17 protein-coding genes are annotated in these 15,125 nt (G+C 67.5%); 9 read left to right on the top strand and 8 right to left on the bottom strand.

All coding sequences use genetic code 11. From position 1 onward, the window contains the following. Nucleotides 1-10 precede the first annotated feature (10 nt). From QZ332_RS02825 to QZ332_RS02795, 7 genes are all read left to right on the top strand, one after another. A complete protein-coding gene (locus QZ332_RS02825; protein ID WP_295762040.1) occupies nt 11-535 on the top strand; it encodes a TRAP transporter small permease in 525 nt (174 codons plus the stop codon). Further along, on the top strand, nt 535-1,812 hold the full coding sequence (locus QZ332_RS02820; RefSeq protein WP_295762125.1) for a TRAP transporter large permease: 1,278 nt from the start codon (nt 535-537) through the stop codon (nt 1,810-1,812). The genes QZ332_RS02825 and QZ332_RS02820 overlap by 1 nt, the downstream gene beginning before the upstream one ends. 63 nt (nt 1,813-1,875) lie before the next feature. Continuing rightward, a complete protein-coding gene (locus tag QZ332_RS02815) occupies nt 1,876-2,958 on the top strand; it encodes a TRAP transporter substrate-binding protein (RefSeq protein WP_295762038.1) in 1,083 nt (360 codons plus the stop codon). 418 nt (nt 2,959-3,376) lie between these two features. Continuing rightward, nucleotides 3,377-4,522 carry an aldo/keto reductase gene (locus QZ332_RS02810; RefSeq protein ID WP_295762036.1) on the top strand — a complete coding sequence of 382 codons (1,146 nt, stop codon included), beginning with the start codon at nt 3,377-3,379 and terminating at the stop codon, nt 4,520-4,522. A 4-nt stretch (nt 4,523-4,526) separates the two neighbouring features. Next, complete coding sequence (locus QZ332_RS02805) at nt 4,527-4,946, top strand: DUF3842 family protein (protein ID WP_295762034.1); 420 nt, start codon at nt 4,527-4,529, stop codon at nt 4,944-4,946. Beyond that, nucleotides 4,943-6,091, top strand: coding sequence for a uridine kinase (locus QZ332_RS02800; protein WP_295762032.1), 1,149 nt, complete (start codon nt 4,943-4,945; stop codon nt 6,089-6,091). The genes QZ332_RS02805 and QZ332_RS02800 overlap by 4 nt, the downstream gene beginning before the upstream one ends. A gap of 246 nt (nt 6,092-6,337) precedes the next feature. Next, nucleotides 6,338-6,907: an ECF transporter S component gene (locus QZ332_RS02795; protein WP_295762030.1), complete on the top strand. Its 570-nt coding sequence runs from the start codon at nt 6,338-6,340 to the stop codon at nt 6,905-6,907. A gap of 1 nt (nt 6,908) precedes the next feature. On the opposite strand, the gene QZ332_RS02790 is transcribed toward QZ332_RS02795, so the two are convergent. Continuing rightward, nucleotides 6,909-8,324 carry a PLP-dependent aminotransferase family protein gene (locus QZ332_RS02790; RefSeq protein ID WP_295762028.1) on the bottom strand — a complete coding sequence of 472 codons (1,416 nt, stop codon included), beginning with the start codon at nt 8,322-8,324 and terminating at the stop codon, nt 6,909-6,911. Nucleotides 8,325-8,430: 106 nt separating this feature from the next. On the opposite strand from QZ332_RS02790, the gene QZ332_RS02785 reads away from it, so the two are divergent. After that, a complete protein-coding gene (locus tag QZ332_RS02785) occupies nt 8,431-9,000 on the top strand; it encodes an ECF transporter S component (RefSeq protein ID WP_295762026.1) in 570 nt (189 codons plus the stop codon). A gap of 361 nt (nt 9,001-9,361) precedes the next feature. Here the strand turns inward: QZ332_RS02785 and QZ332_RS02780 are convergent, their stop codons facing one another. The 6 genes from QZ332_RS02780 to QZ332_RS02755 form a co-directional block, all read right to left on the bottom strand. Next, entirely contained in the window at nt 9,362-10,165 is an 804-nt protein-coding gene (locus tag QZ332_RS02780) for a DUF975 family protein (protein ID WP_295762024.1), read from the bottom strand. Between the two features lie 105 nt (nt 10,166-10,270). Then, nucleotides 10,271-11,227 carry a tRNA-dihydrouridine synthase gene (locus QZ332_RS02775; protein WP_295762022.1) on the bottom strand — a complete coding sequence of 319 codons (957 nt, stop codon included), beginning with the start codon at nt 11,225-11,227 and terminating at the stop codon, nt 10,271-10,273. Then, nucleotides 11,224-11,574, bottom strand: a complete 351-nt coding sequence (locus QZ332_RS02770) for an arsenate reductase family protein (protein WP_295762020.1) — start codon at nt 11,572-11,574, stop codon at nt 11,224-11,226. Before QZ332_RS02770 ends, QZ332_RS02775 begins: the two co-directional genes overlap by 4 nt. A gap of 21 nt (nt 11,575-11,595) precedes the next feature. Beyond that, nucleotides 11,596-12,480 carry a radical SAM protein gene (locus QZ332_RS02765; protein ID WP_295762018.1) on the bottom strand — a complete coding sequence of 295 codons (885 nt, stop codon included), beginning with the start codon at nt 12,478-12,480 and terminating at the stop codon, nt 11,596-11,598. After that, on the bottom strand, nt 12,480-13,568 hold the full coding sequence (locus QZ332_RS02760) for a Xaa-Pro peptidase family protein (protein ID WP_295762015.1): 1,089 nt from the start codon (nt 13,566-13,568) through the stop codon (nt 12,480-12,482). The genes QZ332_RS02765 and QZ332_RS02760 overlap by 1 nt, the downstream gene beginning before the upstream one ends. A 37-nt stretch (nt 13,569-13,605) precedes the next feature. Further along, nucleotides 13,606-13,860, bottom strand: coding sequence for a hypothetical protein (locus QZ332_RS02755; protein WP_295762013.1), 255 nt, complete (start codon nt 13,858-13,860; stop codon nt 13,606-13,608). 105 nt (nt 13,861-13,965) lie between these two features. On the opposite strand from QZ332_RS02755, the gene QZ332_RS02750 reads away from it, so the two are divergent. Beyond that, nucleotides 13,966-14,214: a helix-turn-helix domain-containing protein gene (locus QZ332_RS02750; protein WP_295762011.1), complete on the top strand. Its 249-nt coding sequence runs from the start codon at nt 13,966-13,968 to the stop codon at nt 14,212-14,214. A 31-nt stretch (nt 14,215-14,245) separates the two neighbouring features. Here QZ332_RS02750 and QZ332_RS02745 read toward each other — a convergent pair whose 3' ends face one another. Then, nucleotides 14,246-14,986: a hypothetical protein gene (locus QZ332_RS02745; protein ID WP_295762009.1), complete on the bottom strand. Its 741-nt coding sequence runs from the start codon at nt 14,984-14,986 to the stop codon at nt 14,246-14,248. Nucleotides 14,987-15,125 lie beyond the last annotated feature (139 nt).

Below are 15,125 nucleotides of genomic sequence, written 5' to 3'. Positions count from 1 at the left end.
AGTATCGATCATGAGAAAGAAGGGAATGCTGTTGAAAACTGTTGGGAAGATCTTCGACGCGGTGGAGAAGCTGCTGCGCCTGCTCAGCGGGCTGCTGCTGGTGGCGTTCACCATCCTCACGCTGGCGCAGGTCGTGATGCGCTACGTCTTTTCGGCCCCCCTGTCCTGGAGCGAGCAGCTGGCCCGGTACCTGTTCATCTGGATGCTGATGCTGTACATGCCCGTGATCATGCGCCATGGGGACAACCTGGGCTTCGACCTGATCGTGGGGCGGCTGCCCAAGCGGACGGCGGAGCTCCTGGGGCTGCTCTGTGAGCTCTTGATCTGCGGCTTTGCGGGGCTGTACTGCTTTTACAGCGTCCAGCTGTGCGGGAAGTTCGCCAGCAAGACCCTGGTGGGCCTGGGCATCAAGGCCAACTGGGTGTATTCGGCCCAGGTGGTGGGGGCGGGGCTCTTGTGCCTGTTCACCCTGGAGCTTTTGATCGGCCGCGCCTGCGCGGCGTTCCGCAAAGGAGAGGAGGCGGAGGAGCTGTGATGCTGACGATCCTGTTCGGCGCGTTCCTGCTGCTGCTGTTCATAGGGGTGCCGGTCGCCTATGCCATGAGCATCTCCGCCGTGTTCACCCTCTTTTTCGATCCCGCGCTCCCCGGCATCATCATCCCTCAGAAGATGTTCTCCGCCATGGACTCCTTCTCCCTGATGGCCATCCCCTTCTTCATGCTGGCCGGGTCTTTGATGGAGCAGTCCGGCATCACCCGCAAGCTCATCAACTTTGCCCGCAGCCTGGTGGGCCACTTCACCGGCGGCCTGGGCCACGCGACCATCGTCACCGGCATCCTGATGGCCGGGGTCTCCGGCTCCGCCAACGCCGACACCGCCGCCCTGGCCAGCATCCTGGTCCCCGCCCTGCGGGACGAGGGCTATGACGACGGCTATGCCTGCGCCATGGTCTCCGGCTGCGGCGCCCTGGGGCCCGTCATCCCGCCCAGCATCATGATGGTCATCTACTCCGGCGTCACCTCGATCTCCATCGGGGCCCTCTTCATGGCGGGCTTCCTGCCGGGGCTCCTGATCGGCGTGGGCTATATGCTGGTCAACTATCTCTACGCCCGCCGCAGCCGCATCCCCAGGGACCGGCCCGTGGGCTGGCGGCAGCTGCTGGTCGATACGGTCCACGCCATCCCGGCCCTGGTGATGCCCTTCATCATCATCGGCGGCATCCTCAGCGGGGTGGTCACCGCCACGGAATCCGGCGTGCTGGCCTGCCTCTACAGCGTGCTCTACGGCCTGGCCTGCCGGACGCTGGATCTGGAGAAGCTCAAAGGGTGCGTCATGAGCGCGGTCAGCGCCACGGCGAATTCCATGATCATCATCGCCTTCGCCGGGCTGTTCGGGGCCCTGGTCACGAATTACAACATGTCCAAGGTCATCCTGGGGGTCACCACCGCCTTCACCAGCAGCCCCAGCGTGGTGCTGCTCTTCGTCAGCGTGGTGCTGTTCGTGGCGGGGATGTTCATCGATTCCAACGCCGCCATGCTGATGCTCATCCCCATCTTCGCCCCCCTCATCACCCAGTACCAGTTCAGCCCCCTGCACTTCGCCATGGTCTGCATCCTCACGCTGGATATGGGCGGCATGTCCCCGCCCGTGGGCCTTTTGATGTATCTCTCCGCCAATATCACGAACACCCCCCTGGGCAGGGTGGTCAAGAGCATCTGGCAGTTCATCGCGGTCAACTACGCCGTCACCTTCCTCACCATCTTCATCCCCGCCATCGTCACCCTGCTGCCGTCCCTGTTCGGCCTGCTGTAGCGTCGTGCCTCACGGACGAGGGTCCGTAACATAGGATCGATATCGATTATGGAGGAAAGAAACATGAAAAAGAGGTTCACCGCACTGTTCCTGGCACTGGCCATGTGCCTGTCCCTTGCCGCCTGCGGCAGCAAGCCCGCCGATACCTCCGGCACGTCCGGCAGCACGCAGCCGGACGGCGCCGCCCAGTCCCAGCCGCCGGCCGACGCTCCCGCGGGGGCCGAGTACACGGAGATCACCCTCCAGCTGGCCCACTACAACGCCGTGGACCAGCCCATCCACCTCGCTGTGGAGGAATGGGCCGAGATGCTCAAGGAGCGCAGCGGCGGCGCCGTGCAGCTGGACATTTACCCCGCCGCCTCCCTCTACAACCAGACCGACGGCCAGGACGCCATCATCATGGGCACCCTGGACATGTTCATGGCCGACACCTCCGTGATGTCCAACGACGAGCCGGAATACGCCCTGTTCTCCCTGCCCTTCCTGATCGAGGATTACGACGCCGCCGCCCAGATCGTCTACGGCGAGATCGGCCGGGAGATCGACCGGCGGATGCAGGACAACCTGGGCGTGGTGGCCCTGGGCTGGACCTGGAACGGCTTCCGCAACATGTGCACCGCAGATCCCATCACCAGCGTCGCCGACTGCAAGGGCTATAAGCTCCGCTCCCCCGGCGCGGACATCTATCTGGACACCTTCAACACCCTGGGCATGAGCCCCAACGTCATCTCCTGGTCCGAGGCGTACACCGCCATGCAGTCCGGCGTGGTGGACGGCGTGGAATCCGTCCTGGAGGCGTTCTACACCCAGGGCTTCTATGAGCTGGGCAGGAACATCTGCCTCAGCCGCCACATGCTCTCCATCATCGGGCCCACCATCAATGCCGATAAGTGGGACAGCCTCAACGAGGCCACCCAGGAGCTGCTCCTGGACACCTGGGCCGAGTGCCAGGCGGAGCTGAACGACACCGTCATCAGCAACGAGTCCGGCTATCAGCAGAGCCTGGCGGACGCGGGCTGCAACATCACCGAGTTCGGCGATCGTCAGGAGCTCGTGGAGCTGTTCACGGACTACTGGACCAAGAACGCCGAGGCCGGCGGCTATGCCGACCTGCTGGAGGAGGCCATGACCCTGATCGGCGGCTGAGGCTGAGAGAGACGGCCCCGGGAGACGGAGACTCCCGGGGCCCCAGCTTGTCGAAAACGTAGAGGAAACGACATCAACGGGAAGGAAGAGAGCTACGAGAGGGACCCAGGAAGGGTCCCTTTCGTTTTTGATCGATCAGTTTTCAGAACTTTTTTAAAAGTTCTGAAAACTTGCGCAGGCTGTTGAAAAGATTTTTTCAACAGCCTGCGGCCCCGGGAGATGGAGACTCCCGGGGCCCTTTTATGACGTCCCGCCTCCCCGCCGCCCGTCTCCCCCCGCGCCGCCCATGACCGGGGAGCGGCGCCGCCGCCGGGCCCCGGAGGGGAAAATGCGAAAAGCCTCTTGACATGGAGTGGGCTCCACGTGATATGCTGGGTCGTGAGCTGAGGCAAGCGACCAAAAACAGGAGGTATGCAGGATGCGATACCGTACATTGGGAAGGACCGGCCTGCGGGTCGGTGAGATCGGCATGGGCTGCGAGGGGTTTTTGAACAAGTCCCCGGAGCAGGTGGCGGAGATGGTAGATGTGATGGAGGCCGGCGGCGTCAACTGCATCGACCTCTACGCTCCCGACCCGGACTTCCGCTCCGCGCTGGGCCGGGCCCTGCGGGGACGGCGGGAGGAGTTCGTCCTCCAGGCCCATCTGTGCACCGTTTGGAAGGACGGCCAGTATAAGCGGACCCGGGATCCGGCGGAGGTCCGGGAGAGCTTCGAGGACCAGCTCCGGCGGCTGGAGACGGACCATGCGGAGATCGGCATGATCCACTATGTGGACTCCATGGCCGACTGGGAGGCGGTGGCGGGAGGCCCCGTCCTGGAGTACGCCCGGGCGCTGAGGGCGGCGGGGCGCATCGGCTGCATCGGCCTGTCCAGCCACAATCCCAAGGTGGCCCTGGCGGCGGTGCGCACCGGGATCGTCGACGTGCTGATGTTCAGCGTGAACCCCTGCTACGACCTCCAGCCCGCCGGGGAGGACGTGGAGGAGCTCTGGGCCCCCAAGAACTATGAGGCGCCGCTGCTGAACATGGATCCGGACCGGCAGGAGCTGTATGAGACCTGCCAGCGCCTGGGAGTGGGCCTCACGGTGATGAAGGCGTTCGGCGGCGGGGACCTGCTCAGCGAGTACTCCCCGGCGGGGAAGGCCCTGACGGCCTTCCAGTGCCTCCAGTATGCCCTGGACCGCCCCGGCGCGGCGTGCGTCCTGTCCGGCGCGCGGAGCCTGGAGGACCTGAAGCAGAGCATCGCGTTCGAGGACGCTCCGGAGGCCGAGCGGGACTACGCCGCCGCCCTGGCGGCCCTGCCCAAGATCAGCTGGGAGGGCCACTGCATGTACTGCGGCCACTGCGCCCCCTGCCCGAAGGGCATCAGCGTGGCCGATGTGACGAAGTTTTTGAACCTCTCCCTGGCCCAGGGCTCCGTGCCGGAGACCGTGCGGGAGCACTATGCCGCCCTGCCCCACGGGGCCGGGGAGTGTGTGCGGTGCGGGGCCTGTGAGGGGCGGTGCCCCTTCGCCGTGCCCGTCATGGAGAACATGCGCAGGGCGGCGGAGATCTTCGGGAGGTGAGCGGATGGGCCGTGATATCCTGATCCTGGACGGCCAGGGCGGCGGCGTGGGGAGCCAGCTGGTGAAGCTGCTGAAGCCCCGCCTGCCGGAAGGGTGCCGCCTTTTGTGCGTGGGGACCAACGTCATGGCGACCAGCGCCATGCTGAAGGCCGGGGCCCCGCAGGGGGCGACGGGGGAGAACGCCGTGATCTGCAACGCCGCCCGGGCGGATCTGATCCTGGGCCCCATCGGCGCGATCTTGGCCAACGGCATCCTGGGAGAGGTGTCCCCCGCCATGGCCGCCGCGGTCTCCGGGTCCGGGGCGGTGAAGATCCTGATCCCCTCCGCCTCCTGCGGCGTCCACGTCGCCGGGACGGAGGAATGCCGCCTGGAGGAGTATATCCGCCGGGCGGTGGAGCTGGCGGTGAGGGAGCTGGAGCGGTGAGCACGAGTTTCCTCGACGTCGCCCGGGCCCACTGGGGACGCTACCCGGCGATGGAGCCCCAGGACTTCTGCAAGCTGGCCTATCAAAGCGAGTTCGGCCCCGCCCATATGATCCGGAGCCCGGATAAGGTCCTGGCGGCCCTGCTGGCGGAGCGGGAAGAGGCCGGGGCGGAGCCCCTGCCCCCGGAGGATATCGGGAGCGGCCTGTGCCGCCTCCATATCACCCAGGCCCTCTCCACCCTCTGGGAGCTGCCGCTGATCGGGCGGATGTTCACCCGGACCATGGCCCTGACGGAGGACACGGCGGCGGGACTGGCGGAGAAGCTGGAGGCGCTGGCCTCCCTCCCGGTCCCCGGCATGGGGGACCACCTGGAGCGCTGGCGGCGGGAGGGCTGCCCGCCGGTCTCTCACAGCGAGGCGTTCCGGAGCGCCTATCACCCCCATTACCGGGTCCTGCGGATGGACATGGCCCGGTACCTGCCCGCGTTGGTCCCCCTGGAGGCGCTGGCCCGGGCCGCCGGGGCCCGGCGGGAGCGGTCCATACGCATCGCCGTGGACGGCCGCTGCGGCAGCGGGAAGACGGGCTTCGCCGCCCTGGCGTCGGGCCTCCTGGTTTGCTCCTGTGACGTGGTCCACATGGACGACTTCTACCTCCCGCCGGAGCGGCGGGGGGAGGACTGGATGGACGTCCCCGCCGGGAACATGGACCTGGAGCGTTTCCGGGAGGAGGTCCTGGGGGGGACGGCGTACCGCCCCTATGACTGCCGGACGGGCCGTTTGGGGGACCCGGTGGAGCTGGAGGAGCCCCTGCTCATCGTGGAGGGCACCTATTCCCAGCACCCGTCCCTGGCGGACGCCTATGACTATAAGATTTTCCTGACCTGCGGCCGGGAGGAGCAGGGCCGCCGGCTCCGGGCCAGGGAGGGGGACTACTACCCCACCTTCGACCGGGTCTGGCGGACGCTGGAGGAGCGGTATTTCGCCGCCTGCGGCACCGAGGCGGCCGCGGATCGGGTGGTGGACACCACGGGCTTTTTCGATCGAGACGGCCCCAAAAGGGACTTGGCAAAGGCCGGGCGCCTGTGGTATACTCCCATAGGAGAGCGCCGCCAGGAAGGCGGCGCGGCAGGCCGTCGAAAAGCGTGAAGAGCGGACCGGCGGGAAGGGAGGGCGTGTGCGGGAGACCCAGGAAGGGGCTCCTGCACGATCCCAATAAAAAGGTTTCAGGACTTTGAAAAGTCCTGAAAACCTGCCCCGCCGGTCGAAAAAATGTTTTCGGCAGGCGGGGCGCCGCCAGGAAGGCGGCGCGCAGGACGATCCCCGCACTCCGTAAGAAAGCCAGGAAGGCCCCGCCCTCAGAAGATGGGCAGACTTTTGAGAAGGAGTTTTTCCATGAACGAAAAGAGAAGATCCATGCAGGACTTGGCCGTCGCGGCCATGATGCTGGCCCTGGGGTATGTACTGCCCTTTTTCACCGGGAACATCCCCCAGATCGGCAGTATGCTTTTGCCCATGCACCTGCCGGTGCTTTTGTGCGGGCTGCTGTGCGGCTGGAAGTACGGGCTCGCGGTGGGCTTCCTCCTGCCGCTGATGCGCTCGCTCCTGATCGGGACGCCGCCCCCCTTCCCGACGGGCATCGCCATGGCCTTTGAGCTGGCGGCGTACGGATCCATCGCGGGCTCCCTCTACGCCCGCTCCCGCTGGCAGTGCGTGGCGGCGCTGTACCGCTGCCTCATCGCCGCCATGATCGGCGGACGCGTCGTCTGGGCCGCGGTCCGGGTGGTCCTCTCCGGCGTGTCCGGCCAGGCGTTCACCTGGCAGATGTTCCTCTCCGGCGCGCTCCTCACCGCCATCCCCGGCATCCTGCTCCAGCTGGCCTTCATCCCCGTGGTGATGGTGGCCCTGGACCGGACCGGGCTGGTCCGCTTCCGCCGGAGCCAAAAGGCGGCGCAGGCCCTTTGAGTCACCGGGGGGCCCGGAAGACCTGGGACAGAAGGTCCACCGCCTCGTCCAGCCGCTCCACGTCCAGCCCCGCGTAATTCACCACCAGTGTGTGGCGGTAGGCGGGAGAGGGGACGGCGGCGTACTCCGACAAAAACCCAAGACGCACCCCCAGGCCCTCCGCCCTTTGGCGGAGGGCTTCATCGTCCTCCCGCGTGTCCAGGCGCAGGAGGAAGTGGAGCCCCGCGCCCCGGTCCGTGACGGACGCGGCGAAGGGACAGGCGGAGAACGCCGCCAGCACGGACTCCCGGCGGAGACGGTACTTTTTCCGCATCCGGGAGAGGTGCTGCTCGTACCAGTTCCCGGCGGAGGCTCCGTCCCCCCTGCCGCCGCCGGAGAGGAACCGGGCCAGCACCTGCTGCTCCAGGGCCGGGACGGTGGAGGCATAGAACCCCAGCTCCCGGCGGCAGCGCTCCAGCAGCCGGGGCGGCAGGACCATGAAGCCCACCCGCATGGAGGGCGAGATCGTCTGGGAGAAGGTGTTCATGTAGATCACCCGCTCCCGGCCGTCGATGCTCTGGAGCGTGGGGATCGGCCGGCCGGTGAAGCGGAACTCGCTGTCATAATCGTCTTCGATGATGACGCCGTCCACCGCCTCGGCCCAGCGCAGGAGGGCCTGCCGCCGGGCGATGGGGGTGACGATGCCGGTGGGATAGTGATGGGCGGGGGAGAGGTGGGCCGCGTTGGCCCCGGAGGCGTACAGCGGCTCCAGGGCCATGCCCTGGCCGTCCAGGGGGATGGGGCGGCAGGCCGCGCCCCACTTGCCGTAGACCTGCCGGATCTTGGGATAGCCGGGATCCTCCAGGGCGAAGACCGTCTCCCGCCCCAGGAGCTGGGCCAGGAGCAGGTACAGGTACTCCGCTCCCGCCCCCACCACGATCTGCTCCGGGGAGACCGCCATGCCCTTGAAGTCCCGGAGATCCCGTGCGATGGCCTCCCGCAGGGCGGGGAGGCCCTGGTGGGGCGTGGGGGCCAGGTGCCCGCCCTCGGACAGGACCTGCCGGGTCAGCCGGGCCCAGAGGGCCGAGGGGAAGCAGGACGGGTCCGCCTGCCCGCTCTTCAGGTCCAGCCTCCAGCGGGGGGCGGGGGCCTCCGGCGGGATGGGAGCGGGCCCCGGGCCCGCCGGGAGGCGCTGGTCCACCCGGGAGACGAAGAACCCCAGCCGGGGCCGGGCGTCCACATAGCCCTCGGCCTCCAGCTGCTGGTAGGCCCCCTCCACCGTGATGACGGACACCCGCAGATGCTCCGCCAGCGCCCTCTTGGAGGGCAGGCGCTCCCCGGCGGGCAGCACGCCGCGCAGGATGTCGTCCCGCAGACGGCGGTACAGATACTCGTACAGGGACAGGCCGCCCCGTTCCTCCAGGTCGTAAGTCAGCATCCGGGCATCCCTCCTGACCTTATAAAAAAATCGATTCTTGGATATTTCCATCATATCACATCAGGAGTATCATGGCAACAACGAACGAGCAAAGGAGTGCGAAGACATGGAGAAGATCTTGACACAAGAAACGCCCGCCGGGGACCGGGCGGCTCCCAGGACGCTGGCGCTGACCGGGCTGTTCGCGGCCCTGGGCTGCGCGGCGACGATGGTCCTGCAGATCCCGTCCCCCACGGGCGGGTACATGAACCTGGGGGACACGGTGGTCATCCTGGGGGCGTGGCTGCTGGGGCCGGTGTACGGCGCCGTCGCCGGGGGCGTGGGCCCCGCCATGGCGGACCTGCTGTCCGGCTATGTGGTCTACGTCCCCGCCACCCTGGTCATCAAAGCCGTCATGGCCCTCACGGCGGCGCTGGCGTACCGGGCCCTGGGGAAGCGGGGACTCCTCCTCTGCGCGGCGGCGGCGGAGGTCCCGATGGTCCTGGGCTACTGGCTCTTCGACGCGCTGCTGGCCGCCCTCTCCAGCGGCGCGGGGCTGGGGCTGTGCCTGGCGGGCAGCGCGGCGGGGATCCCCAGCAATCTGGTCCAGGCCGCTTTTGGCGCGGCGGCGTCCACACTGCTGGCCCTGGCCCTCCGGCGGAGCGGGTACGTCCGCCGGCGGTTCCCCAGGCTCTGAGCCGCCCGGGAGGACCGCGGCCGGGCGCTTCGGCCCGGAGGATGGGGAGGCCCGAACGGTAGGGGGGGAGCGCCGCGGGAGGGGCCCTCAGCCCGCCGGAAAAGCGGGGATCTCCGTCGAGGAAAAGGAAGGACCTGCACGGGAGGGCCCGGGGAGGCCCTCCCGCACCATCCGGATCGGGAGGGTCTCAGGGCCTTATGAAGCGCGGGGGCCTTCCTGATCCGGCAAAGAGGCTTTTGACAGCCTGACGCCCCGAGGCATATGCCTCGGGGCGTCTCGGTCTGTCATAAAGAGGGGGGAGATCCCAACGGCGGGAAAGGCGGGCGTCACGGGAGGAGCCGGGAGGAAGGCCCTGCCCGATTCAGCCCAGTCCGTCGGGAGCATCCCAGCTGTCCCAGGTGGGGGACGGCCCTGCGCCCTCGCCGACGCCGGAGGTCCGCTTGGCGGTCTCGAAGTAAGCGAGTTCGACACAGATGTAGTTGGGGAAGAAGAGCAGGGACACCAGCAGCCGCCAGACGCCGCAGATCAGGTCCAGCGCCAGGATGGGGAGGCCGAAATAGGTGCTGGGGGCGGGGATCCCGTAGAGCATCTCCATGGTCATGTCCCGGGCCGCCATCTGGGACAGGGCCGCGGTGGGGAAGGAGGCCAGCAGCATCCAGCCGAAGTAACTCAGGTCCAGCACGAAAAGCTGGGACTTGTAGCCGCGGGTCTGCCGCTTGCTCATGTCGATGGCCTCCATGACGCCGATGCCCGGGTTCTCATAGAGGTCGAATTCCGCGAACCGGTAGCGGTACGCGGCGATGATGCCGGGGATGAAGAAGAGCATGGACCAGAGGATGATGAAGAAGCTGGTGACGAGCTCCAGCGCGATGAGCTTCCCCACGAAGGAGAACCCGTCGAAGAGCGTCAGATACTCGGCCCGCTCTCCCCGGCGGACCGCCATGCAGTACATCACGAAGCCCGCCGCCAGGACGGAGGACAACAGCATGGTGAGGATGGAGATGAAGATGCCCAGGAACCCGGAGCCGCCGAAGGCGGAGATGAGCCCCAGGGCCAGGACCAGGGCCATGTAGAGGGCGGTCATGCCCTTGGGGGACACCTGGGCGGACTGCAAAAGCTCCGCCGCCTCCCACTTGCATTTTTGCCGGTCGATCTGTTCGAACATGATAGGACCTCCTGATCGCTTGCGGATATCTTTACGATCAGTGTAGCACGATCCGCCCCGGTTGGCAAGGGCGAAAACGGGCCCATGCCGGCGGGCCCGCCCGCTTCATGCCAGTTCGCCCCGGGGCGCGTCCAGCAGGTCCAGCTCCTGGAAGATCTGGGCCTCCAGGTCCTCATAGGCGTTCGGCCCCCTGGAGCGGCGCATCCGTCCGCCCAGGCGCTCGCCGCCGTCGAAGAGGTGGATGAGGTAGAACCAGACCTCCTTCATCCGCTGGGAGGCCGGGGCGGCTTGGCCATAGGAGTCCTGATAGCCCCGGTACAGGGCGGCGGTGAAGGCCTGCAGCTCCTCCTTCGTGGCGGGGGGCCCGCCCCGGAGCCGCCGGAACAGCGCCGGGTCCGCCACGGCCCCCCGGCCGATCATGACGGCCCCCAGGTCCGGGAACCGGGCCTCCAGCGCCCGGACGTCCTCCACCGAGGTCAGGCCGCCGTTGAAGCAGAGGGGGGCCCTGCTGCGCTCGTATGCCAGCGCGAAGGCGTCCAGATGCACCTGGCCCCGGTATTTCTCGGGGCGGGTCCGGGGATGGACGGTGAGGCAGGCGATGGGATAGCGGCCGAAGATCTCCAGCAGCCGGGGGAACTCCTCCGGCGTGCTGTAGCCCAGCCGGGTCTTCACGGAGACGGGGACGGACGTGCCGGAGAAGACCTCGTCCAGGAAGCGGTCCAAGACGTCCGGGTCCGCCAGCAGGCCGGAGCCCTTCCCCTTGGCGGTGACGGTGCCGGAGGGACAGCCCAGGTTCAGGTTGACCTCCGGGAAGCCCATGTCCGCCAGCGTCTCCGCCGCCCAGACGAAGTCGGCGGCGCGCTTCGCCATGATCTGGGGCACATGGGGGAGGCCGCCGCTCTCCAGCTCCCGCCGGTCCCGGGGCGTGAGGACGTGCTGGTCCGTGGGGGAGATGAAGGGGATGAAACACCGGTCCGCCCCGCCGAAGTGCTCGTTCCACACCCGGCGGAAGACCCGCTTCGTGATGCCGTCCAGGGGGGCGAAGTCGAGGCGGACGGTCATCCCAGCGTCTCCTCCCACTCCTTGGGCCGGAAGCCCGTCAGCACGAAGCCGCCGCCCACCAGGATGGGCCGCTTGACCAGCATCCCGTCCGTGGCCAGCAGGTCCAGCTGGGCGTCCTCGTCCATGGCGGGGAGCTTGTCCTTCAGGCCCAGGGCCTTGTACTGGAGGCCGCTGGTGTTGAAGAAGCGCTTCAGGGGCAGGCCGGAGGCCCGGTGCCAGGCGCGGAGCTCCTCCGCCGAGGGGTTTTCCAGCTTGATGTCCCGGACCTCGCAGTCCAGGCCCCGTTCCTCCAGCCACTTTTTCGCCTTCTGGCAGGTGGAGCATCTCGGATACCAAAGCATGAGCATAAGGGGGTCCCTCCTCTTTTTTCATCCCGTCGTTTCGGGGAACAGGTCCAGCTGGAGGCCCTCGTCCTTGTCCTCGAAGGCCGTCAGCCAGTCCAGCGCGGCCTTGGAGCCGCAGACGATGCCGTGCTCCCGGCAGAAGGCCCGGAGGATGCCCGTCAGGCGGGCCGCGTTGGGGCTGGCGCACTCATAGCGGCCCCCGAAGGCCCGGATGTACCGGGACTTCATGCCGGGGAAATGCCGGTCCAGCTGCCGGTAAAAATACTGCCGGTCCCCGTCCCGGAGGGTGACGCCCATGCCGAAATGGACGATGACCTCCACCCCGGCCTCCAGGCAGTACCCCAGCAGCCCCCGCAGGTTCTCCTCCGTGTCGGTGAGGAAGGGCAAAACGGGGCAGAGCCAGACGCCGGTATGGACGCCCGCCTCCCGCATGGCGCGGAGCATCTCGAAGCGGCGGCGGGTGGTGCAGACATTGGGCTCGAGGAGGCGGCAGAGGTCCTCGTCGAAGGTGGTGAAGGTGGTGCAGACCACGGCCCTGGTCCGCTCCTCGATCTGCGCCAGCAGGTCGATGTCCCGGAGGACCAGGTCCGATTTCGTCAGCACCGCCGCGCCGAAGCCCTGCCGCCGGATGACCTCCAGACAGCGGCGGGTCAGCCGGGTCTCCGCCTCCAGGGGCAGGTAGGGGTCGCACATGGAGCCGGTGGCGATCATGCAGCGCCGCCGCTTCCGCCGCAGGGCGTCCTCCAGCAGCTCCGGGGCGTTCCGCTTCACCGCCACGTCCTCGAAGGCGTGGTCCATCTGGTAGCAGGCGCTGCGGGAGTCGCAGTAGATGCAGCCGTGGGTGCAGCCCCGGTAGACGTTGATGCCGTTCCGGGCGGAGAGGATGGATCTTGCCTGGACGTCGTGCATCACAAAACGAGCAGGTCCTTGGGGGCCTTGGTCAGATCCCGGCAGCCCTCCGGGCCGATCACGATCACGTCCTCGATGCGCACGCCCAGCTTCCCGGGGAGGTAGATGCCCGGCTCCGCCGAGATCACGGCCCCGGCGGGCAGGGGCTTGTCGTTGACGGAAGAGGCGTTGGGGGCCTCGTGGATCTCCACGCCCACGCCGTGGCCGAAGCTGTGGGTGAAATAGTCCCCATAGCCCGCCTCCTCGATGACGGCCCGGGCGGCGGCGTCCACGGCTTTCCCGGCGGTCCCGGCCCGGGCGGCGGCGATGCCCGCCTCCTGCGCGGCCAGGACGGTCCCGTACACCCGCTCCATCTCCTCCGTCACGGATCCCACCGCCACGGTGCGGGTCATGTCGGAGCAGTAGCCGCCCCAGACACACCCGAAGTCCATGGTGACGAACTCGCCGGAGCGGATCTCCTTCTCCGACGGCACGCCGTGGGGCAGGCTCCCGTTGGGCCCGGAGACCACGATGGGGTCGAAGGACATGTCCGACGCGCCGTAGTGGAGCATGAGGTACTGGAGCCGGGCGGCGATCTCCTTCTCCGTCACGCCGGGGCGGATCTCCCGGAGGATGTCCTCCAGCGCCCGCTCGGCGATGCCCTGGGCGGTCTCCATGGCGGCCAGCTCCTCCGCGTCCTTGACCTGGCGGAGGGCGCCCAGGGCGTCGGACATGGGGACCAGCTCGCAGGGGAAGCTGCCCTCGGAGAGGGCCTCCTCCAGCCGCCGGTAGGTCTGGACGGTCATGGCGGCGTCCTCGAAGCCCAGGCGGCGCGCGCCCTTCCAGAACACCAGATCCTGGAGCTGGGCCATCAGCCCGCGGCCGGTCCGGATCTCCCGGAGCTCGATGCCCTTGAGGTGCCGGGCGGCGGCTTCGGTGTAGCGGGCGTCGGTGAGGAAGGCGGCGTCCCGTCTCGTGACGAAGGCCGCGGCGTCCGCGCCGGGGGTGAAGAAGCCGGAGGCGTAAAAGCGGTTGGCCTCCCCGGTGAGGAGGACGGCGTCCAGGCCCTGGGCCTCCAGGGCGGCTTGTACATGCTGGATATGATCCATTCCGGGTCCCTCCGTTCAGATGTCGGTGCTCCCGCGCTCAGGGATCGTGGCGCAGGCTGTAGATCCCAAGGCCCTGGAACACACGTATGATGGCCTCGATCCGCTGGAAGCATTCCGGATCGTCCAGGGTGTCGTCATCCAGGATGGAAAAGATGTCCTCCAGGGCCTGCAGCGCCTTGGTCTCGGACGTGGCGACGATGCTCCTCAACAGCTCTTCCTCCTCCAGGTGTGCCAGGACCACTTCGCCGATGGAGAAGGCCAGCAGATCGTCTTTTGCTGAAAAGTTTTCCATAATATCCTCCCTATGACATTTGGTGAGTGTCAGATGCCTACAGGAAATATCATAAAATGTTTCCGACAGCAAAATGACAATCACTAAAGGTCAGGACTGGTTTCTATGTATAAAAACCGCGCCCCGGACGGGAGGCATAATCTTTGCGGCGGCTTGGTAGCCGCCCTGCGCAAATCCAAGAGGCCGAGACTGTCTCAGCGCGCTTTGGCGGATCTGCTCCAATTGAATGGCCTGGACGTGGATAAGAACGCGGTCCAGCGCATCGAGAGCGGCCAGCGGTTCGTGACGGACATCGAGCTGTCGGCCCTGGCCCAGGCGCTGGAGGTCGACGTGGAAGAACTATTGCAGGCATAGGAGCTCCGGGAGACCGGAGCTCCTGGTTTTGTCATCCGGCGGGATACGGCGGGGCCCCCGGCTCCCAGGGGCGGCAGACCTCCCAGGCGGGGCAGCTCCCCTCCCGCCAGTACTGGGTCTCGAAGACGTAGAGCGTGTCCGGGTCCGCCGGGTCCCGGAGGACCTCCCGCCCCGTCAGGGTGTGGCCGAAGCTGTCGCCCATGCCGTTGCACTCCAGATCGTTTCCCGGCAGGACGTCGTCCCCCACATACTGGAGCGTCCCGATGGAGACGCAGCCCTCCGGCAGCTCCTCCACGGTCTGGCTGCAGCCGATGGGGATTTGGAACAGCCGCCCGTCCCAACAGACCAGGTGATGCCCCAGCTCCTCGCTCTCGAAGCGGACATAGGTGTCCTCAAGCCAGTCGGTGGTGAGGTGGACATAGACCACCAGGGGCCGGTCCGGGTCGGTGAACACGACGCCGGTGACGTCGAACCCCGCCTGGATCTGGAGATCGGCCTCAGGCGCTTCCTTGGAGACGGGGCCCAGCTCCCCGGCGGCCTCGTAGCCCTGGGGGAGATAGGTGGGGAGGACATGGCCGTCCTCCGTCTCCAGAGGGACGCCGGTGCCGTTCAGGCGGGCCCAGTGATAGAGGGCCCCGTCCACCATCAGCACCGGCTCGATGCCGCCGTGGGCCGCGTACCAGGTGCACTCCCCCGTGGGCTCGCTGCACGCCGTGAGGAGCAGCAGACAAAGCAGGGCCGCCGGGGCACACCGCTTCATCATCTTCATCATATCGGTCCTCCTTCTCCGCCGAGGCTTTCACGGACCCGTAGAACAGCGGATGAGGCCGGTCGGGGCGGGACGGCTTTGCCGCCCCGCCGGGAGGGATGCCCTTTGGCTCGCCCCTTGCGGGGCAGCCGCCAAAGATGGC

Source organism: uncultured Oscillibacter sp., assembly GCF_910584465.1.
In the GTDB taxonomy this organism is placed as follows: domain Bacteria; phylum Bacillota; class Clostridia; order Oscillospirales; family Oscillospiraceae; genus Oscillibacter.
The sequence above is the reverse complement of the archived record's forward strand: the minus strand, read 5'-3'. Positions and strand labels throughout refer to the sequence as shown.